This window comes from Type-D symbiont of Plautia stali (genome assembly GCF_001485335.1).
GTDB classification, from domain to species: domain Bacteria; phylum Pseudomonadota; class Gammaproteobacteria; order Enterobacterales; family Enterobacteriaceae; genus Pantoea; species Pantoea vagans_C.
This window is the reverse complement of the sequence record NZ_BBOC01000017.1, coordinates 16,240-36,496: the sequence shown is the minus strand read 5'-3', so window position 1 is coordinate 36,496 and position 20,257 is coordinate 16,240. Positions and strand designations below refer to the sequence as shown.

General features: G+C 54.9%; 16 protein-coding genes, 4 tRNA genes and 2 pseudogenes. 5 read left to right on the top strand and 17 right to left on the bottom strand.

Going from position 1 to position 20,257, the window contains the following annotated elements:
* Positions 1-19: 19 nt before the first annotated feature.
* Positions 20-223 carry an LPS translocon maturation chaperone LptM gene (gene lptM, locus PSSD_RS07700; protein ID WP_039329226.1) on the bottom strand — a complete coding sequence of 68 codons (204 nt, stop codon included), beginning with the start codon at positions 221-223 and terminating at the stop codon, positions 20-22.
* Positions 224-358: 135 nt separating this feature from the next.
* Entirely contained in the window at positions 359-2,920 is a 2,562-nt protein-coding gene (locus PSSD_RS07695; RefSeq protein ID WP_058970348.1) for a class I adenylate cyclase, read from the bottom strand.
* Positions 2,921-3,232: 312 nt separating this feature from the next.
* On the opposite strand from PSSD_RS07695, the gene hemC reads away from it, so the two are divergent.
* The 5 genes from hemC (at position 3,233) to PSSD_RS28350 (ending at position 7,898) form a co-directional block, all read left to right on the top strand.
* Positions 3,233-4,174 carry a hydroxymethylbilane synthase gene (gene hemC / locus PSSD_RS07690; protein WP_058970375.1) on the top strand — a complete coding sequence of 314 codons (942 nt, stop codon included), beginning with the start codon at positions 3,233-3,235 and terminating at the stop codon, positions 4,172-4,174.
* Entirely contained in the window at positions 4,171-4,911 is a 741-nt protein-coding gene (gene hemD / locus PSSD_RS07685; RefSeq protein WP_058970346.1) for a uroporphyrinogen-III synthase, read from the top strand. The genes hemC and hemD overlap by 4 nt, the downstream gene beginning before the upstream one ends.
* Before the next feature lie 23 nt (positions 4,912-4,934).
* Positions 4,935-6,065, top strand: coding sequence for a uroporphyrinogen-III C-methyltransferase (gene hemX / locus PSSD_RS07680; RefSeq protein ID WP_039329219.1), 1,131 nt, complete (start codon positions 4,935-4,937; stop codon positions 6,063-6,065).
* 2 nt (positions 6,066-6,067) lie between these two features.
* On the top strand, positions 6,068-7,264 hold the full coding sequence (gene hemY / locus PSSD_RS07675; protein ID WP_039329217.1) for a protoheme IX biogenesis protein HemY: 1,197 nt from the start codon (positions 6,068-6,070) through the stop codon (positions 7,262-7,264).
* Between the two features lie 499 nt (positions 7,265-7,763).
* Entirely contained in the window at positions 7,764-7,898 is a 135-nt protein-coding gene (locus PSSD_RS28350) for a hypothetical protein (RefSeq protein WP_267886290.1), read from the top strand.
* A gap of 77 nt (positions 7,899-7,975) precedes the next feature.
* Here PSSD_RS28350 and PSSD_RS07670 read toward each other — a convergent pair.
* From PSSD_RS07670 to wzzE, 15 genes and pseudogenes are all read right to left on the bottom strand, one after another.
* A tRNA-Pro gene (locus PSSD_RS07670) sits at positions 7,976-8,052 on the bottom strand.
* 36 nt (positions 8,053-8,088) lie between these two features.
* A tRNA-Leu gene (locus tag PSSD_RS07665) sits at positions 8,089-8,175 on the bottom strand.
* A gap of 15 nt (positions 8,176-8,190) precedes the next feature.
* Positions 8,191-8,266 (bottom strand) — tRNA-His (locus PSSD_RS07660).
* 88 nt (positions 8,267-8,354) lie between these two features.
* Positions 8,355-8,431, bottom strand: a tRNA-Arg gene (locus tag PSSD_RS07655).
* Between the two features lie 158 nt (positions 8,432-8,589).
* A complete protein-coding gene (wecG, locus tag PSSD_RS07650) occupies positions 8,590-9,324 on the bottom strand; it encodes a lipopolysaccharide N-acetylmannosaminouronosyltransferase (RefSeq protein ID WP_039329215.1) in 735 nt (244 codons plus the stop codon).
* A gap of 18 nt (positions 9,325-9,342) precedes the next feature.
* Positions 9,343-10,686, bottom strand: a complete 1,344-nt coding sequence (wzyE, locus tag PSSD_RS07645; RefSeq protein WP_039329212.1) for an ECA oligosaccharide polymerase — start codon at positions 10,684-10,686, stop codon at positions 9,343-9,345.
* On the bottom strand, positions 10,683-11,753 hold the full coding sequence (gene wecF, locus PSSD_RS07640) for a TDP-N-acetylfucosamine:lipid II N-acetylfucosaminyltransferase (protein ID WP_039329210.1): 1,071 nt from the start codon (positions 11,751-11,753) through the stop codon (positions 10,683-10,685). The genes wzyE and wecF overlap by 4 nt, the downstream gene beginning before the upstream one ends.
* Positions 11,750-13,002, bottom strand: a pseudogene (gene wzxE, locus PSSD_RS07635) (lipid III flippase WzxE). Before wzxE ends, wecF begins: the two are co-directional and overlap by 4 nt.
* On the bottom strand, positions 13,002-14,132 hold the full coding sequence (gene rffA / locus PSSD_RS07630) for a dTDP-4-amino-4,6-dideoxygalactose transaminase (RefSeq protein ID WP_058970344.1): 1,131 nt from the start codon (positions 14,130-14,132) through the stop codon (positions 13,002-13,004). Before rffA ends, wzxE begins: the two are co-directional and overlap by 1 nt.
* Positions 14,129-14,827 carry a dTDP-4-amino-4,6-dideoxy-D-galactose acyltransferase gene (rffC, locus tag PSSD_RS07625; RefSeq protein WP_058970342.1) on the bottom strand — a complete coding sequence of 233 codons (699 nt, stop codon included), beginning with the start codon at positions 14,825-14,827 and terminating at the stop codon, positions 14,129-14,131. The genes rffA and rffC overlap by 4 nt, the downstream gene beginning before the upstream one ends.
* A complete protein-coding gene (rfbA, locus tag PSSD_RS07620) occupies positions 14,805-15,686 on the bottom strand; it encodes a glucose-1-phosphate thymidylyltransferase RfbA (RefSeq protein ID WP_039329201.1) in 882 nt (293 codons plus the stop codon). Before rfbA ends, rffC begins: the two co-directional genes overlap by 23 nt.
* Before the next feature lie 23 nt (positions 15,687-15,709).
* Positions 15,710-16,784 (bottom strand): annotated as a pseudogene (rffG, locus tag PSSD_RS07615) (dTDP-glucose 4,6-dehydratase).
* Positions 16,781-18,040 (bottom strand): UDP-N-acetyl-D-mannosamine dehydrogenase, encoded by a 1,260-nt coding sequence (gene wecC, locus PSSD_RS07610; RefSeq protein ID WP_058970340.1) that lies wholly within the window; start codon positions 18,038-18,040, stop codon positions 16,781-16,783. Before wecC ends, rffG begins: the two are co-directional and overlap by 4 nt.
* Positions 18,041-18,042: 2 nt before the next feature.
* The gene (wecB, locus tag PSSD_RS07605) at positions 18,043-19,167 is read right to left on the bottom strand and encodes a non-hydrolyzing UDP-N-acetylglucosamine 2-epimerase (RefSeq protein ID WP_039329195.1); all 1,125 of its coding nucleotides are present in this window, start codon (positions 19,165-19,167) and stop codon (positions 18,043-18,045) included.
* Positions 19,168-19,177: 10 nt separating this feature from the next.
* Positions 19,178-20,227, bottom strand: a complete 1,050-nt coding sequence (gene wzzE / locus PSSD_RS07600; RefSeq protein ID WP_039329194.1) for an ECA polysaccharide chain length modulation protein — start codon at positions 20,225-20,227, stop codon at positions 19,178-19,180.
* Between the last annotated feature and the right edge of the window lie 30 nt (positions 20,228-20,257).

Genomic DNA, 20,257 nt, shown 5'->3' with positions numbered 1-20,257 from the left:
GCCGGATGACTCATAGAGATTAGTTCGCCTGTACACCAGGTTTGCTGGTCACTAAACCATTCACATCAGCATTCTGAGCGGCTTTTTGCTGCTGCTCGGTCACTTGCTGATTGCTTTTGGTCGGCTGATCTTTCGGCGGGAAATACAGCGGTCCTTTCAGTCCACAACCTACCAGGCTGACCAGTGCCAGCCCCATGCCTAGCTGACTTATCATTCGTCTCATTCTTTCTGCTCTTTCTGTCCTTAAGCCATTGCTGCTTATCATCGCAGTTGACGTTGTAAAAGCAACAGGAAATACCCGCAAATCCGGGAGCGAGTCAGAGGAAAAGCCAATCCCACCGCGCGAACGCAGGCGGGATCAGTGCATTTGGTAGCGTGGCTGGAAGTCGCCGTTATCGTTATCGGGCTGCGTGGCACAGAACTGTGTCAGCGTCTGGCTGCGGAACGGAATCACCTGGAAGCGATCGCCGGTGTTCACAATCTGATAGAACTGCGGCAAGTTGAAGTTGATAAAGCTGGAACCGTAGGTGAAACGGTCATGCGATGACGAGTAGAACCGACTGACATCGCGCACCAGCTCTTCTTTGCTGCCTTCGCAGTGATGATAAACCTCAACGCGGTTGCTCTCGTCGAGGATATAGATGTTGAAGCCGCGATCGTCATTGGTATCTTCAAAGAAGAACTGAATAATGCCTTCGCTGGCATAACCATTCACCACCGGCGGCAGCGGCGTCTGGTTGGATTCGACTTTGATCGATAGCCCGTGCAGTTTGTTATTGGAAATCGCACCGTAGAACTCCACTGCGTTTTCCAGTTTCTGCACCGAGACGCTCATACGCTCAAAGAACAGGCCCCAGGTTTGCCCTGCCATACGCAGCGCTTTAAAGCGGCCTGGCTCCTGGCGCGTGCTCGACAAACGCAGCTCAATGCATTCGGAAACCAGTTGCTGCACGCGAGTGCGGATCAAACCACGCAGGTGCTGGCTGTAGCAGAACACTTCGACCGTATCGGGCGGTGCGGCATCCTGATGCATCTTGCCGAGAATGGTTTTCAGGCCTTCAATCATCGCCTGTTCGCCACTGAAGTGCAGCGTACGCACCTCATTCCACGAATTACGGTACAGCAGATCGATGCTGCCAATCAGGCATTGCTGCTGCTGACCAAAGCTGAACACATCCAGCTTGCGGAAATCGAAATGCACTACCTGATTGCGGAAGGCCGAGGTCGGATCGTGCTCAAGATTGACGATAATCGCCAGGTGACGAATTTCACACGGACTGTACAACGCCTTGGGCGTTGGCGCAGGCACACGCAGCGGGAAGTGGCTCGACACGTCGTTCACCAGCTCCTGCAAACGCGGCAGATCGCAGAGTTCATTACCTTTCATGTGCAGACGGGTTTTGCTGGTCAGCAACCCGTTGAACCACGCCCACGCCACTAACTTGTTCAGGTAGCGGTTATATTCCAGCGGCTGATGGCTGATGATGGAACTCATGTCCGGCGACTGGTTGTACAGATACCAACCCGCACGATTGGCACGACCTTCCGGCACATGAATAAAGGTCAGATTATCTTCCGAGAGGTCGGGCGAAATCTGTGGGTTCACCAGCGTCACTTTACCCGGCAGCGCTTCAAACGCGGCATACAGTTTACGCGTCAGCACGCCGATATCCTGCGGGCTGGCACTGACGCTTAAATTGTTACGACGGGCAAAACGGATCAGGTTGCGATAACTCTGCATCATCGCATCCAGCAGTTCATTGTGCGCTTCACGCACGCGCTCGATTTTCCACTGCGCGCGGTTATCTAATACCGCGAGCTTCTCATCATCCCAGCCCCACTCTTTGACCAACTGCGACAGAATTTCGCGACGCCAGCCTGAGCGTTGATGGTGGTGATCTTCGCTAGAAAGCTTCTCACACACTTTTAAGTAGAAACATCGACGCACCAAATCGAGGCGCGCCATGTCATCGACGCTGGTCAGATAACGCGTCACACGTTCCAGCATCATGCAGTAAGGATCGAGACCAAAGCAGACAATTTCGCCATCGTGCAAGCGCTGTTTGATATCCATCGCCAACAGTTGCGTGTTGGGGTATTCCCAGCTGTAGGCTTCCAGCAGCAGGGTTTTCAGCACCGCTTTGTAGGGCGAATCGATACTTTTATATAACTGCCACAGGCTGGCACCAAAATACTCTTCTGCCGATAGCGTGCCGAGGCCGCCAAGATCAAGCCACTCATTCGGCGTCAATACACCTTGTGAGTAGAGTGACATGACGTATTCGTCGTAATGGTGCTCCTCTTCGCCGGGCACCATGTTCCACAGGATGCGTTTGCCCGCCATACGCACAGCGGTACGGTAAAACTCATCCAGCAGTAAAATATGTTGGGTTGAACCGCAGTCTTCACCGCCGAGGCTGCCGCTCTCATTATGGCGGAAACGGTTCTCATCGATCAGGAAGAAACTCACTTCCACACCCATCGACACACACCATTTCTGCAACAGCGTACACTTACGTTGCAGATTGAGGCGCTCTTCATTATCCAGCCAGGACTGGTGGCACACCCAGATGTCGAGATCAGACACACTGTTCTGACCCACGGATGAGGTGCTGCCCATCGAGTAAATACCGGTGATGGGGCGCTCGCCTTTCACGGCAGTGCTGAGATCCAGAGACTGGTCACCTGCAAGATGTTGCAGGAGCTGCTGTTGATTTTCATCAGGCGTGAAAAAGCTGACGCCATGTGGAACGCTACCCTCAAGGTAGCCCGGCATCAGTGGATGATGATAGTGCAGTAATGTTGGCAGCAGACTGTAGACTTGCTGGAAAGCAGGCCCCATGGCAGCCAGCGCACGATCAACGCGCAGCTGGTTAATTGCATCCAGTCTCTGTTTCAGTGTCTCAATGTAGAGGTACAAGACGTTTCGCCTGATTGTCCCAGTGTTAAGCACCCTGTTTCCACAACCTGCCGCTTAATAATAAAGATGTCGGGCAAATTCTTGCTGGAAACGTGATCAATCTAACACCTGGAGGATTGACCGTAAAGAAAGTTGCGCTACCTAACAGTTTAGCACGTTCCGTTGGCAGCCCTGCTTTTTCGGACTTCGACCTCAGAATAAGTCGCAATCGCTGACACATTCTGACATCGAGGCCTTTTCAATCCGTTGAAACTGACAGCATTCCCCTATCAATGATAGGATAATCGATGAACGATCAAAATGGTTAACAGCATGTTAAACAAAATTTTCAGAATTGCTACCAGACAAAGTCCTCTTGCTTTATGGCAGGCACAATATGTCCAACAGCGTCTGATGGCGGCACATCCAGGCCTGCAAGTTGAGCTGGTTCCGATGGTGACCAAAGGCGACATCATCCTCGACACGCCACTGGCGAAGGTGGGGGGTAAAGGCCTGTTTGTTAAAGAACTCGAACTGGCGATGCTGGAAAATCGCGCCGACCTCGCGGTGCACTCCATGAAAGATGTGCCGGTGGATTTCCCCGAAGGTTTGGGGCTGGTGACCATCTGCGAGCGCGAAGATCCGCGTGATGCCTTTGTCTCTAACCGTTACAACGCTATTGATGAACTGCCACAGGGTGCGGTAGTGGGCACATCCAGCCTGCGTCGTCAGTGTCAGCTCAGTGCGCGTCGACCCGATCTGATTATTCGCTCATTGCGCGGCAACGTCGGGACGCGTCTGGGCAAGCTTGATGCCGGGGAGTATGACGCGATCATCCTCGCGGCGGCAGGCCTCAAGCGTTTAGGGCTTGAAGATCGTATTCGCCAAGCCATGCCAGCCGAGATCTCTCTACCCGCCGTTGGCCAAGGCGCGGTGGGTATTGAGTGTCGCCTGGATGACCACACCCTGATTACCCTGTTGGAAGCGCTCAATCACAGCGATACTGCGGTTTGCGTACGTGCTGAACGCGCCATGAATACGCGCCTCGAAGGCGGATGCCAGGTACCGATTGGTAGCTTTGCGGTGCTGGAAGGCGATCAACTGTGGTTGCGTGGTTTAGTCGGTTCGCCAGATGGTCTGCAGATGGTGACGGGTGAACGTCGCGGTCCACGCGATCAGGCCTTACAAATGGGCATCTCACTGGCGGAAGAGCTGCTGGATGGCGGTGCGCGTGACATTCTGCGTGACGTCTATCAAGGACAACCGCCGGTATGACCATCCTCGTGACCCGCCCGGAACCCGCCGCCAGTGAATTGGCTTCGCGTTTGCGAACCCTCGGCAAACTGGCGTGGACGTTACCGCTAATTGAATTCACACCGGGTCGCGACCTTGAACATCTGCCGCAGAAGCTCGCAGCATTACAGCAGGGCGATTTGGTCTTTCTGCTGTCACAGCAGGTGGTGCTTTTTGCTCATCCTGCCCTTGAGCGCCAGGGCATCAGCTGGCCTAAAGCGCTCGACTATTATGCCATTGGCCGCAGCACTTCTTTGGCACTGCACACCGTCAGTCATCTGAAAGTAGACTATCCTCATGCGCGGGAAACCAGTGAAGAGTTGGTGCGCCTGAACCGTCTGCAGCAGGTGAAAGGTAAACGCGCACTGATTCTGCGCGGCAGTCCTGGCCGCGAATTGCTGGCAGAAACCCTGATCGCACGCGGAGCCGAAGTCGAGTATTGCGAGTGCTATCAGCGCTGTGAAAAGCAATACGATGGCGCCATAGAGGGTCGCCGCTGGCGCGATCGCGGCATTACCACTCTGGTGGTGACCAGCGGTGAGATGTTACAACAACTGTTTGCACTGTTTCCGCCAATCGATCGTCGGGAATGGTTATTGCACTGTCGGCTTGTGGTCGTCAGTGAACGTTTGGCTACACAAGCCGCCGAATTAGGCTGGCAGGACATTGATGTAGCCGATGGTGCCGATAACGATGCGCTGCTGCGTGCGTTACGCTGAACTTAACAACGGGATGAGCCATAATGACGGAACAAAAAGCCTCCTCCGCCATGGTTGAAGAAACCACCCCAGCGGACACTTCCCCTACGCCAGCCGGTAAAAAGCCTCGCGATAAAAAAAGCGATGGCAAAGTGCTGAGTGCAGTGGCGATTGTGATTGCGCTGGCGATTGGCGCAGGACTTTACCTCAATGGGAAACACCAGGCCGATTTACAGGCTCAGACTAACCAAAACCTGAGCGAGCAGCTGAGCGCGTTGCAGCAGCAACTGGGCAGTGACAAACAGCAGTTAACCCAACAGCTGGATGCAGCCAATACCGCCTTAAATGAAGCGCGTACCCAGCAAGATAACAGCGCAAAAGAGCTGGAAACGCTGCGGGATAAAGTGGCGACCATCTCCGGCAACGACACGCGCACCTGGCTGTTGGCGCAAGCGGACTATCTCGTCAAGTTAGCGGGCCGTAAGCTGTGGAGCGATCAGGATGTCACCACGGCGGCAGCGCTGTTAAAAAGTGCCGACACCAGCCTCGCGGACATGAACGACCCTAGCGTCATGAACGTCCGCCGCGCACTGACCCAGGACATCAGCTCCTTGTCTACCGTGAGCCAGGTCGATTATGACGGCATCATCCTCAAGCTTAATCAGTTGTCGAACGGCGTAGATAACCTGCGTCTGGCCGACAATGACAGCGATGACGCACCAATGGATGCTGACGGAGGCGAGCTGTCCAGCTCTCTGCACGAATGGCGTCAAAATCTGGTGAAGAGCTGGCACAACTTTATGGATGATTTCATTACCATCCGTCGCCGTGACAACACCGCACAGCCGTTACTGGCGCCGAATCAAGACGTGTATCTGCGTGAAAACATTCGCTCGCGTCTGCTGATTGCGGCACAAGCCGTACCGCGCCATCAGGATGAGATCTACAAACAGTCGATTGATGCCGTTTCAACGTGGGTGCGTGCCTGGTATGACACCAACGATGCTGCCACCAAAGCGTTTCTTGCCCAGTTAGATGAACTCAGCCAGCAGAGCATCGCCATGGATGTGCCTGATACACTAGAAAGCCAGGCGCTGCTGGAAAAACTGATGCAAACACGCGTCAGAAATCTGCTGGCGCAGCCGTCGGTTCCGGCTGATCAACAGGGAGGCTAAGCATGCTGAAAGTATTGGTGCTTTTCCTGCTGTTGATTGCAGGTGTGGTGTTGGGGCCGATGATCGCCGGCCACCAAGGCTACGTGCTGATTCAGACCGATAACTGGAATGTTGAAACCAGTGTGACGGGCCTGGTGATCATCTTGATCCTCAGTCTGTTAGTGATTCTGTTCATTGAGTGGGTTCTTCGCCGTCTGTTCCGTACCGGCGCACGTACGCGTGGTTGGTTTACCGGCCGCAAACGCCGCAGTGCGCAGCGTCACACGCAAAGTGCGCTGATGAAACTGGCGGAAGGTGACTACAAACAGGCAGAAAAACTGCTGTCGAAGAATGCTGACCATGCGGATCAGCCCGTCGCTAACTACCTGCTGGCCGCCGAAGCGGCTCAACAGCGCGGTGACGAAGTGCGAGCCAATCAGCATCTGGAGCGCGCGTCTGAGCTGTCTGAAAACGACACCATTCCGGTTGAGATCACTCGCGTTCGTCTGCAACTGGCGCGTAACGAAGATCATGCCGCACGCCACGGTATTGACCGTTTGCTGGAAGTGGCTCCACGCCATCCTGAAGTTTTGCGCCTGGCTGAACAGGCTTATATTCGCACCGGCGCATGGGGTTCATTGCTTGATATTCTGCCATCAATGCAAAAATCGCAGGTGAATGACGAAATCCAGCGTGAAGCCTTACAGCAACAAGCCTGGCTGGGGCTGATGAATCAAGCGATGGCCGATCAAGGCAGCGAAGGCCTGAAAAAATGGTGGCAAAACCAGAGCCGTAAAACGCGTCAGGAAACGGCGCTGCAGGTGGCAATGGCTGAACATCTGATTGAGTGCGACGATCCTGATACGGCACAAAGCATCGTATTGGAAGGGCTGAAACGCCAGTATGACGATCGTCTGGTGCTGCTGATGCCGCGCATTAAAAGTGGCGATCCGCAATCGCTGGAAAAAGCGCTGCGTCAGCAAATTAAACAGCATGGCGCCACACCGCTGCTGCATAGCACGCTGGGCCAGATGTTGATGCGCCACGGTGAGTGGCAGCAAGCAGCAGAAGCCTTCCAGCAGGCGTTGGCGCAGCGCCCGGATGCCTTTGATTACGCCTGGTTAGCCGATGTCTATGACCGTCTGCATCGCCCGGAAGACGCCGCTAAAATGCGCCGTGAAGGGTTGTTGCTCACGCTGAAGACCAATCCTGCACCCTGATTTAACGATTGTTACTTTTGTGCACGCCGGGCTTGTCTCGGCTTTTTTTTGCCTGTTGCTGGGAGAATCGCAAAAAAAACACCTGCCAAAAGCAGGTGTAAAGTCAGGTCGTTCAGACAACTGATGGTATCCGACTCAACGTAATGTCCTTCTTACTGCAGTAAAGCGTGCGCAAATACTGCCAGGCTGGACAACGGATACCGTAAGGGGCTCTGCATCATTCCCAGGTTTATGTAGCATCAGCAAACATAAGAGGTGGAATGAGCATCTACAGAATAATTATTGCATAACGCGTGCCAGAATTGCAGACGCCGAGGTAAGTTATTTTAAATCAGCAAGATAGAATGGGATTAACGGCGCGAGGTGCCAGCAGTGTCGTGATTTCACAACAATCACGTCCGCGGTTGTCGCTGATGAACGACACGCTGTGCAAGGTAACGTAAGGCCGTTTAATATCAATAAGATAGGCGTCTCAGAATAGCGACAAATCGATATTCAAATGAATACGTTCTACCGTATTGTAGCGGCGCAATTCATTGCGCGTCCGGTCAGCAGCGGCTCCGCTCTATACAAGCGCGATAAATCGCGCCGCTACGGTTATTTTGTCGGGGCGCGCCCGATGGCGGCAAGGTGAGCCCTATACAGAATGACGTATGAGACGGGAAATACAGACGAAAAAAAACCTGCTTTTTCAAGCAGGTTTCTTAAATATGGTCGGCGAGAGAGGATTCGAACCTCCGACCCACTGGTCCCAAACCAGTTGCGCTACCAAGCTGCGCTACTCGCCGATTTTTTACTTCTTCACGCTACCGCGTAATTTTGCCTGGTGCGAAGGGAGGGACTTGAACCCTCACGTCCGTAAGAACACTAACACCTGAAGCTAGCGCGTCTACCAATTCCGCCACCATCGCATGTCCAGCAAAATCTGGGGTGGCTAATGGGACTCGAACCCACGACAACTGGAATCACAATCCAGGGCTCTACCAACTGAGCTATAGCCACCATAATTCTGGTGCGTAAGCATCTCTGCTTACTCATCACTGCATAACGCGGTCAAACCAACCACCGAAGCTCTTGCGCACAAACTAAATGGCGCGCCCGACAGGATTCGAACCTGAGACCTCTGCCTCCGGAGGGCAGCGCTCTATCCAGCTGAGCTACGGGCGCGTAGCGCCGTTGCGGATGGGCATACTACGGATTTGGCCTCACACTGTCCAGAGCTTTTTTATAAAAAAAACGCGTTTGCTTACGCTTTGTGCATTCCGTCGATAAATAGCGCAGTTTTGCTACTGAACAGGATGTAATTGCTGCAAAAATCAGCAATATCAAAGATCGCCACGCCAGTGGTAGCGTAAATATTTCAGCAGCTTTAACTGCCTGCGCCAGCGCGAAGGCTGACGAATCAGACGATAGAGCCACTCCAGCCCCAGATTCTGCCAAATACGTGGCGCACGCGCGACGTGACCGGTAAAGACGTCGTAGGTGCCACCCACGCCCATATAAAGGGCATGTGGCCAGCGCTCACGGCAATCACGCATCAGCAGCTCCTGGCGCGGTGATCCCTGCGCGACCGTGACTATCTTCGCCCCACTGGCGGCGATACGTGCAAACAGTGCCTCACGCTCAGCGGGTGCAAAATAGCCATCCTGGCGGCCAACGATATTCACATTCCACTGGCGACGCAGCTTGTCGCAGGTTTCATCCAGTACCGCCTGTCGGCCACCAATCAGAAACACCGGAATGCCCGTCCGCCCTGCGCGCTCCATTAACGCTTCCCACAGATCAGCACCGGCTATGCGATTCACCTGTAAGTCTGGGTACTTCTTACGTAATGAACGCACAATGCTGATGCCGTCAGGGTATTTAAATTCTGCCTCAGCAATCAGCGCGCGTAACTGCGCGTCCTCTTCCAGAGTCAGCATCTTCTCCGCATTCATCGCCACCAGCGTGCCGCTGCGCGGCTGCCCCTCAGGCAGCAGGAAATGCAGGAAGCTTTCCATATCATTAAACGCGTGAAGATCGACGCCGCGCAGGTTATAGCGCGGCTTATCGGTTTTCATGAATCATCTTCCCAAAGGTTAAGAAAGGCTGTGAAACACCGGCTCGCTGCGCGCACGAATCAGTCCCGCACGCGCTAACAGCCAGTACAGCATTTTCGCCACTGCCATACAGGCAGCAAAAATCACACAAAAGAACACCACGCGAGAGCCAAATGCATCCAACCCTTCGCGAGCCAGCACGATCATGTTAAAGACTGCACCGAAGCAGAAGCTCTGCAGGATTGCGCCACTGTAACGGTTTGGCGTATCGCGACCTTGCAGATAGAGGCTATCGAACCCCTTCATCAGCCAGCCCACGGCAACCGCGCCCAGCGGAATAAACCATACGCCGCCCATCACCAGCAACGAACCGATCAGCGTGGGGGAAATCGCCAGGCCCGAGTGGTTATTCAGTACTTCCCAGGTAAAGTAGTTGGCACTGTTTAGCACAATCGATGGGCGACCAGGCCACAGCCAGCTGGGGATAAAGACATAGAAGTCACGCCAGATCGGTGCCAGCCCCTGGAAATCAATCTTGTCGTAGTTCTGCAACAACAGCGCCAGATTCTCCCAGGGTGAGAAGGTATCGCGCGTCAGATACAGGAAGGTATAGAAGGCTTCATCCCCCACCACGTCGAGGTTGTAACGGCGCAGCGCCAGCCAGAACATGCCCGCAATCGCCATCACGCCCGCCCCCACCAGCATCCACAGCGTAATCCAACCGCGCGTAATGCCAATAAACAGGAACAGAGCAAAAGCGATAATGATATTCGCGCGAGTGCCCCCCACCAGCGCGTAGGTCAGCAGCCCAAACGCCACCGACACCAGCAAAAACCACAGCCACTGACGCTGCGTCGGATTGAGGAAATAGCGAATCAGCATCGCCGGAATGAAGAAGTAGAAGAAGCGCTTCAACGCCACGCCCGACACTTCACTGGAGAAAATCTGGTTGTAGGCTGAAAGCCTGAACAGTAGCAGGCCATTGTGCATAAAGAACACCGTCACGGTGCCGATCGCCACCAGAGCCAATAGCAAACAGGTGAGATGGGTTTCAACCCGATTCATCTGTAGCCAGGGTTTACGCGGCGGCGCAGTGACCGGACGTAATCGCACTTTGTAGCTGACGTAATAGATGGCGTAAAAACTGGTGGCGGCCAGCAGGGCCTGCAGCAAGAATTCCGGCGGCACCACTTCCACATTGAAGCGGAAAACCAACACGCAGGTGAGCGGAAAACCGAAGTAAAACGTCAGCAAAAACAGGATGGTAAAAAACAGGTGGAAGTTAAAGCGCACCCGTTTAAATTCCCGCCAGGTTAAGGTCAAGATAAAACCCAACGAAAACAGGTAAACCACCAGCAGACCACTAAACTGCATCAGGCTCATGTTCTCTCCCTTTCACTCAGGGTCAGCGCGTGGCGCCAGCCTGCCAGATAGCCAGGGGCGAAAAAGGCAATCAAGGATTTATCGCAGTGCGTCAGCTGTCGCTGCGCTTCCGCAACGCGGGCTGCATCCAGCACATCCTCACTGAACAACACCGGCAAGCCCTGCTCACTGAGATCGCGCCAGAACGGGTTCTTGCGGTTCAGCACAAACGGAATATTGGCCTGGATCAGCAAACAGAGCGTGCCAATCCCCTGCTGGCGCTCGAACATAAAATAGCCGAGCTGACAGCCACTGAGCAATTGCAGATAGGTGTCAAAATCTATCTTATCGCGTAATAAGCTCACCTGACCTTGTGGGAACAGGCGCTGCGCGGCGGTAGCAATCTCTGCGATATACGCGTGATTGTTATCCGGGTAACCGAGCGGCACCAGCACTTTCACCTTATCGCCAAACTGAGCATGAATCGCCTGTAAACCCTCAATATGGCGATTACTGCGATCGCCAGAGTTGCCTAAAAGCACCGTAAAATCATCGCTATGCGTTCCAGCGGGGACTGCAGCTTCTGGCATACGTGTCGGAAAATAGAGCAATGATGTTGGCACGCGGGGGTGACGTTGCTGGAAAGCGTGCAAATCGCCGCGCGTGGCGAACACATGTGCCAGACGGCGCTGGGCCAGACGGCGCAGCAGATAAAACAGCTGATACTTGATGCCGCGTCCTTCTTCGTACAGATCAGCGCCCCAGATATGCCAGAACGCCTGTTGACGCCGCAGTTTGCCACTCAGCAACGCCAGCCAGATTTGCGGATTAAACTGGCCGTGAAAGAAAAAGCGCGTTGCGCGGTCAGCCGCGCGCTGAATCACTGCCTGCGCCAGCGCGCGCTTGCTGGTGAAGGTTTCAATGTGCAGCGCAGTGTAGACTTGCAAGGCCTCTGGCGTTGTAGTCACCACCATAAACTGACGCGGCACATCAGTTGGCAGCTCGCGGCTCATCACCTCATTAAAGAAGCGCAGCACGGTATGGTTGTGATGCGGGATATCCGATCCCAGCACGTGAAATAAAGTCATTTTTTCCGGCAATAAATCATAAATACGCCACAACAAAGGGCGAAATAGAGCACGTAGGTCGCCATATAGGCTTGTGCAGCTCCGGCTGTGCCATGTAGTGGGATCAGCCAATGAGAAAACGCGGTCAGCAGCACAAACTGGCTGATTTCCGTCAATATATAGAAACGCAGCGACGCTTTGGCGATCACCAGGTATCCGAAAACATAGGCGCCGACTTTAAAGACGTCGCCACACAACTGCCAGACAAAAGGTCGCGCATTGCGGCAAATTGCGGCGAAAACAGCAGCCAGATAGCGACATCGCGCAGCAACCAGACACAAAAACTGGCCGCCGCCACCGCAGGTAAAACAAAGCGCAGTGCGCGCCCCATCTCACGTGCAATCTGTGGTTTGCTCTCCAGCCGTGCCAGCGTAGGCAGTAACCAGACGCTGAAAGTAGCGGTGATGAACTGCAAATAGGCGTCAGAAATACTGGTGACGCCCTGCCACAACCCCACTTGCGCCCATCCCTGCTGTTGCGCCAGCAAATTACGCATCATTACCCATGCCACCGGTAAGGTGACCGAGGTGATCAGCGCCATCAGGGTAAACTTCGCCAGATTCCGCGCCAGCTCAGGCTGCCACGTCGGTTTGAGCCACCGCAGTGGCAGCACCTGTTGATGACGCCGCAGCATCAGCAGTGCCGGGAACACCAGCAGTGCCGGAACCAGGGCCAACCCCACCAGCGCACCGGGATAACCGCCAAGCCACCAGCACAGCACATAGCCCAGCACACCCACCAGGCTTCCCGCAATCAGCGCCAGCGCATTGCCGCGCGCATCGCGAAAACCTTTCAGCAACGCCAGTGTCAGATTGGCCCAGGCAATACCGAACTGCAGAAACGCCACAATGCGCACCACATTCGCGTATTGCTCATGGCCAAACAGCGCATGGCTTATCGGCCCTGCTGCCAGCAAAAACACCAGCGCCACCAGAGTGGAAAAGCCCAACACCATGGCTGATGCGGTGCCCGTCACGGCCCGCAGTTGCGCGGGCTGCTGCTGAAACTGCGCGACATAGGTGGTCACGCCATTAAAAATGCCTGCCCCGGCTAATACGCCCAGCACGGTGACCAACTGACGGAAGTTACCCGCCTGCCCTATTCCCTCCGGCCCAAAGCTCACCGCCAGCAGTTTCACCACCAGCAAACCGGCGACAATTTTGACCAGCGTAGAGGAGGCGGTCCAGACCGAGGCTTTTGCTAACGACATCAGGCAAAGAAGCTCAGCAACGAACTGATCACCGTACGCTGATTGTTGTCCGATAGGTTATAGAACAGCGGCAGGCGCAGCAGGCGCTCGCTCTCTGAAGTGGTGAAGACATCATCGCCCTGGAAGCGGCCAAACCGCTCGCCAGCAGGTGAAGAGTGCAGCGGAATATAGTGGAACACCGTGAGGATCTCGGCCTCTTTCATCCAATTAATCAGAGCCTGACGATCGTCGCTATCGCGCAGTTTGATATAGAACATGTGGGCGTTGTGGCGGCAGTGCTTCGGCACCACCGGTAATTCGATACGCCCTGCCGCTGCCAGCGGTTGCAGCGCATCGTAATAGCGCTGCCACAGTCGCAGGCGCTGCTGGTTGATGCGCTCAGCCGCTTCGAGCTGTGCCCACAAGTAGGCGGCTTGCAGATCCGCCATCAGATAGCTCGAACCAATATCGCGCCAGGTGTATTTATCCACCTGTCCACGGAAGAACTGGCTACGGTTGGTGCCCTTTTCACGGATAATCTCGGCACGTTCGACTAACTTCGCATCGTTGATCAGCGTTGCGCCCCCTTCACCCCCGGCAGTGTAGTTTTTGGTTTCATGGAAGCTAAAGCAGCCAATATGCCCAATGGTGCCCAGCGCACGCCCTTTGTATTGGGACATCACGCCTTGTGCCGCATCTTCAATCACAAACAGCTGATGCTTCGCCGCCAGCGCCATGATGCTGTCCATCTCGCAAGCCACGCCCGCGTAATGCACCGGGACAATTGCGCGGGTCTTGGCAGTAATCGCCGCTTCGATCAGGGTTTCGTCGATATTAAGGGTATCAGGGCGCACATCCACAAACACAATGGTCGCACCGCGCAGCACGAAGGCGTTGGCGGTTGAAACAAAGGTATAGCTCGGCATGATCACTTCATCACCGGGCTGGATATCGATCAGTATCGCGGCCATTTCCAGTGAGGCCGTGCATGACGGCGTCAGCAGGACTTTTTTACTGCCAAAATGTTGCTCCATCCACTGCTGACAGCGTCGGGTAAAGCCACCATCACCACAGAGTTTGCCGCTGGCCATCGCCGACTGCATATATTCAACTTCGCTGCCTACAACCGGAGGCGCATTAAATGGGATCATGAGGCATTCCTGTAAAACCAGTAAGCGGTGCTTTCAAGCCGGGCACCGCTGCGTAAATAGAGGCGTATCGCCGTGAGATTACTGAGTTGCGTGGCCACTCGCAGGCGCTCAAGTTGGCGCACACGGCCCCAGTCTGCGGCAGCCAGTAACAAACGTTGTCCGATTCCCTGGCCCTGGGCATGCGGTAATACGGCCAGCAAGCCAATGCGCGCATCGCCTTCTACTTCTCGCATTGAGACAAATCCCTGCAATGCGCCACTCTCATCGCTGGCCACCAGGCATTGATGATCAAAGGTGCCGCGCACAGCATTCTCAATCCATTGCGCGTAGAAGCGTCCGCTGTCCTCGGGATCGAACCAGGGTGCACGAAAACGACTCAGCCGAAATGCCTGCGAGGCCGCCTCACGTAATGCCGGGATTTGCGCTTCACGCGCAATACGCACCCCCATTTGCCGTTCGGTGCGTTTGATATTGAGCGCGAGGTCAGCTTCCCCCTCAACCAGCTGGAACCCCTGCTGGCTCAGAGCATCAATCACCTCAATGCGCTCGGCAGGCACTTTGGCCTGCCACAGCGTAGCAGGCTGCTGCAGCGCTTCCTCAAGGGAGAGTTCGCCATCCAGCATCACGCGGGCGCTGTTTACGCCAAAAAAATCGCTCTCCCACGCAAGGGGATTAATACTGACGCGGACGGGCATGGAGAACATCCAGCAGATATTGGCCGTAGCCGGTTTTAGTCAGCGCCTGGGCAGCCGCAAGCAGTTGATCGTCACTGAGCCAGCCATTGCGCCACGCAATCTCTTCCAGGCAGGCAATCTTAAAGCCCTGCCGTTTTTCTACCGTCTGCACAAACATACTCGCTTCAATCAAGCTGTCATGCGTACCGGTATCCAGCCAGGCGAAACCGCGCCCGAGTAACTCAACCGACAATTCACCCTGCTCAAGGTACATTTGGTTGATGGCGGTAATTTCCAGTTCTCCCCGTTCAGAGGGCTGCACCTGTTTGGCAAACTCCACCACGCGGTTGTCGTAGAAATAGAGACCTGTCACTGCCCAGCGAGATTTGGGTTGCTTTGGCTTTTCCTCAATCGAAAGCGCGTTAAAGTCATCATCAAACTCAACGACACCAAAACGTTCAGGATCCATGACCTGATAAGCAAAGACCGTGGCGCCCGTGCTACGCGCAGCCACTTTCTTCAGTTTTGGGCTGAAGCCTTGACCAAAATAGAGGTTATCGCCCAGCACCAGACAGCAGCTATCATCGCCAATGAAAGCTTCACCGATAATAAATGCCTGCGCTAATCCATCCGGGCTGGGCTGTTCCGCAAACTGCAGTTGCAGCCCGAATTCACTGCCATCCCCCAGCAGGCGCTCAAAATGCGCTCGATCTTCCGGGGTCGTGATGATCAGGATCTCGCGGATACCCGCCAACATCAGCACCGACAGCGGATAGTAAATCATCGGTTTGTCGTATACCGGCAGCAATTGCTTCGAGATTGCACGCGTGATGGGATGTAAACGCGTGCCCGATCCCCCTGCCAGAATGATACCTTTCATCGATGCTTCTCCTGAATGACGCTTTAGCGCGGAATGGCTAAACCCAACCGCTCACCACGATAGCTGCCGTTGAGAATCGCCTGCCACCATGACGGATTGGCCAGATACCACTGCACGGTTTTACGAATGCCACTTTCAAAGGTTTCCTGTGGCGTCCATCCCAACTCACGCGCAATTTTGCTGGCATCAATAGCGTAACGTTGATCGTGACCCGGCCTGTCAGTGACAAAAGTAATCAGATCGCGATAGCACGTCAGATGCGCCGCTCGCTGCTGCGGTGCCAGTTCGTCTAGCAAATCGCACAGCGTTTCAACCACCTCAATATTACGGCGTTCGTTGTGCCCGCCAATATTGTAGGTTTCCCCGACTTTGCCGTTGCTCACCACGCTATAGAGCGCGCGCGTGGTCTTCAACGTACAACCAGTCACGAATCTGACTACCATTGCCATACACCGGCAGTGGTTTGCCCGCCAGCGCATTGATGATGGTGAGCGGAATCAGCTTTTCTGGAAAATGGTAAGGACCATAATTGTTGGAACAGTTGGTGACGATAATCGGCAAGCCATAAGTGCGTAGCCAGGCCCGAACTAAATGATCGCTACTGGCTTTGGTGGCGGAATAAGGGCTGCTCGGTGCGTACGGTGTCGTTTCAGAAAAGAAATCATCACTACCGTGCAAATCGCCAAACACTTCGTCGGTGGAAATATGGTGGAAAATGAAGCCTTTTTTGCGCTCATCGTCCATTTGATTCCAGTAATGGCGTGCCGCTTCCAGCAACTGATAGGTGCCGACAATATTGGTTTCGACGAAGGCAATTGGCCCATCAATCGAACGGTCGACGTGACTTTCAGCCGCCAGATGCATAATGCAATCAGGCTGATGCTGTGCCATGACGCGATCCAGTTCAGCACGATCGCAGATATCAACCTGTTCAAAAGCAAAACGCGCACTCTGCTGCACAGGTGCCAGAGAGGCTAAATTCCCGGCATAACTGAGTTTATCCACCACCACGACACGATGGTTAGTCTGCTCAATCAGGAAACGCACCAGCGCAGAACCGATAAATCCGGCGCCTCCGGTGACCAGGAACTGTTTCATCGCCAGACACCTTTAGTATCGACGACCCACGGCTGCGCGATGCGACTCGTGTCAATCGCGCGGAACTGAGCGTGATCGACCAACATCACCAGAATATCCGCCTGTTGCAGCGCATCTTCGGTGGAAACCAGCGTGGCCTCTTGCGCCAGGCGTGCGGGGATCTCTTCGATATGCGGCTCCACCACCAGCATCGGGCCGCTGTGCCATTCCGCAATCAGATGCGCCACCGTCATGGCTGGGCTTTCGCGCAAATCGTCAATGTTGGGTTTGAATGCCAGACCAAAGCAGGCAATCGTCACTTCGCTCGCGCGCTTGCCGCTGGCGGTCAGGCATTCGGCAAGCTGCTGTTTGACTTGATCCAGCACCCAGGTCGGCTTCGCATCATTCACTTCACGCGCCGTGCGGATTAAGCGCGCCAAATCCGGGTTCTGCGCCACGATAAACCAAGGATCGACCGCGATGCAGTGGCCGCCAACGCCGGGGCCGGGTTGCAAAATATTGACGCGAGGATGGCGGTTCGCCAGCGCAATCAGCTCCCACACATTAATCGCCTGTTCTGCACAAATCAGCGACAGCTCGTTGGCGAAAGCGATGTTCACATCGCGGAAGCTGTTTTCGGTGAGTTTGCACATCTCGGCGGTGCGGGCGTTGGTTTCAACACATTCACCGTGCAAGAAGATTCGATACAGCTCACTGGCACGTGCCGAACAGGCAGGCGTCATGCCGCCGATCACCCGATCGTTCTCCAGCAGTTCAACCATCACTTTGCCGGGCAGCACGCGCTCGGGGCAGTAAGCGATAAACACGTTGCAGTCATCACCGTGCTGGGGAAAACGCAGATCGGGACGTGACTCAGCCAGCCATGCTGCCATTTGTTCCGTGGTTCCCACCGGAGAGGTGGATTCCAGAATGACGAGATCATCCGCTTTCAGTACCGGTGCAATCGACAGCGCCGCCGCCTGCACATAACTGAGATCGGGCTGATGATCGCCGATAAAAGGCGTGGGCACGGCGATCAGGAAGGCATCGGCGGCTTCAGCCTGAGTTGTCGCACGCAGATGACCGGCCAGCACAGCGTCACGCACCACATCACCCAACTCGGGTTCAACAATGTGGATGTCACCGCGGTTAATGGTGTCGACCGCGCGGGTATTGATGTCCACGCCGATCACGCGCTTTCCCTTTGAGGCAAAAACAGCTGCCGTTGGCAGCCCAATGTAGCCCAGTCCGATAACGGAAATGGTATTAAAACTCATCATTATGCTCTGTATTGTTTGAGTGCCTGCAAGATGCGCGCGCAGGCCTGACCATCGCCGTACGGATTATGTGCACGACTCATGACCTGCCAGGCTTCATCATCCTGTAGCAACACGCTGACTTCTGCGACGATACGATTGACGTCAGTGCCAACCAGCTTCACCGTACCGGCATCCACCGCTTCCGGACGCTCAGTGGTGTCACGCATCACCAGCACCGGTTTGCCCAGCGAAGGGGCCTCTTCCTGGATGCCGCCGGAATCGGTCAGAATCAGCCAGGAGCGGTTCATCAGCCAGACAAACGGCAAATACTCTTGCGGCTCAATCAGGATGATATTGTCGATACCGCTGAGAATGCGGTTTACCGGCTCACTGACGTTAGGATTGAGATGGACAGGATAGACAATCTGCGCCTGTGGATGCTGACGCGCAATCTGCGCCAGTGCGCTGCAAATGCGTTCAAAGCCTCCACCGAAACTTTCACGGCGATGGCCAGTGACCAGAATCAGTTTCTTATCCGCATCCAGGAACGGATAGCGTGCCGCTAAACGCGCATTGAGATCGACATCATCCAGCACGCGATCGCGCACCCACAGCAACGCATCAATCACCGTATTACCGGTGACAAAAATACGTGCATCGGGGAGATTTTCGCGCAGCAGGTTCTGTCGTGAATTTTCCGTTGGCGTAAAGTGGTAGCTGGCTAAATGCCCGGTCAAGGTGCGGTTGGCTTCTTCCGGCCAGGGCGACATCAGGTTGCCGGTGCGTAAACCCGCTTCCACATGCCCGACCGGAATCTGATGGTAAAACGCGGCCAGGCTGGCAGCGAAAGTGGTGGTGGTATCACCGTGCACCAACACTAAATCGGGCTGAAAATCGGCCAATACCGTTTTCATACCTTGCAAGATACGGCTGGTAATCTCTGTCAGCCCCTGCTCGGGGCGCATGATATTGAGATCGTAATCAGGTTGCAGCTTGAACAGCCGCAGCACCTGATCGAGCATTTCACGATGCTGCGCCGTCACGCACAAGCGTGCGTCAAACGCAGGATCGTCCGCCAGTGCCTGCACCAGCGGAGCCATTTTGATCGCCTCAGGACGTGTGCCAAATACGGTCAGAACTTTCACGTGGCTTCTCTTAATGGCTGGTTGGTAACGTTGAACGAGGACGGCGCACCAGCGCGACACCTGAACCCACCAGCGCACCGATCACGCCCCACATGATCATCATAAACACCCGGCGCGGACTATCGCGCGATACCGGTTCTTCCGGGGTGCGCAGGTAGCGATAAGTCTGGAACGGTTTGTCCAAACGCGCGCCCGCCTGCAGCGTACCCAGCATCGCCCTGTTTTGATCATAGCTTAAATCGTAAGCGGGACCGCTCGCCTGTAGCGTATCCAACTGCGCTTGTAGCATTTGCTGACCCAACAGGAAGCGGTCGCTATCGGGCAGCGCTTCACCGGTGGCAGGTGCGCGATTCTCTTTGATGCCCTGCTGGCTGGCCACTTTCAATGCTTGTTCAATACGTTGACGCTGGCGGTCAAACACCGACTGGGCCACTTCCTGTTGACGATTCACCTGCGCCAGCAGTTGTACGGTGCGCGCCTGCCATGCACCTTTCAACTCGGCATTGAGATGACGCGCCGCACGCTCGCTGGCATAGGCGATGTATTGACGCAGCAGATTGTTGGCGTCGCTGGCGGTTTCGGCAATCAGTTTGATGTTATCCAGCGTGTTGTGCGCCGCATCCGCCGGCGTGAACTGGATATTGGTGATCATGTCGTCGAGCAGTGCTGCATCATTGTGGGCGTTGCCACTTTTGCGGCTTTTGTAATACTCGGTTTGCTGCCAGAAGTCACGACGCGTATCCCAGGAGGCCAGCTGCATGGTGAACTCCTGATACACCTCATCCATCACCGTAGGGGCAGGCGTATTAAGATTGAGCGTATTGGTGCGCACATCAAGATTATTGAGAAACTGCTGCTGCACGAAGAAATCGCCCAGCATATTCACCGTTGGGCGATCGGTCACCGCCGTGGTGCTCCACGCTTGTCTCATCAACATCGATGCAAGCCACGCCAGCAGGGCAAACAGCAGCGCGCAGCCGATAATCCAGCGCTTGCCGCGCCATAGCGTGCAGCCCAGGCCGCGCACATCCAGTTCGTTCTCCACAACGACAGAGGTCATAACAAAAGTCCTTATCCGGGTACTGATCGG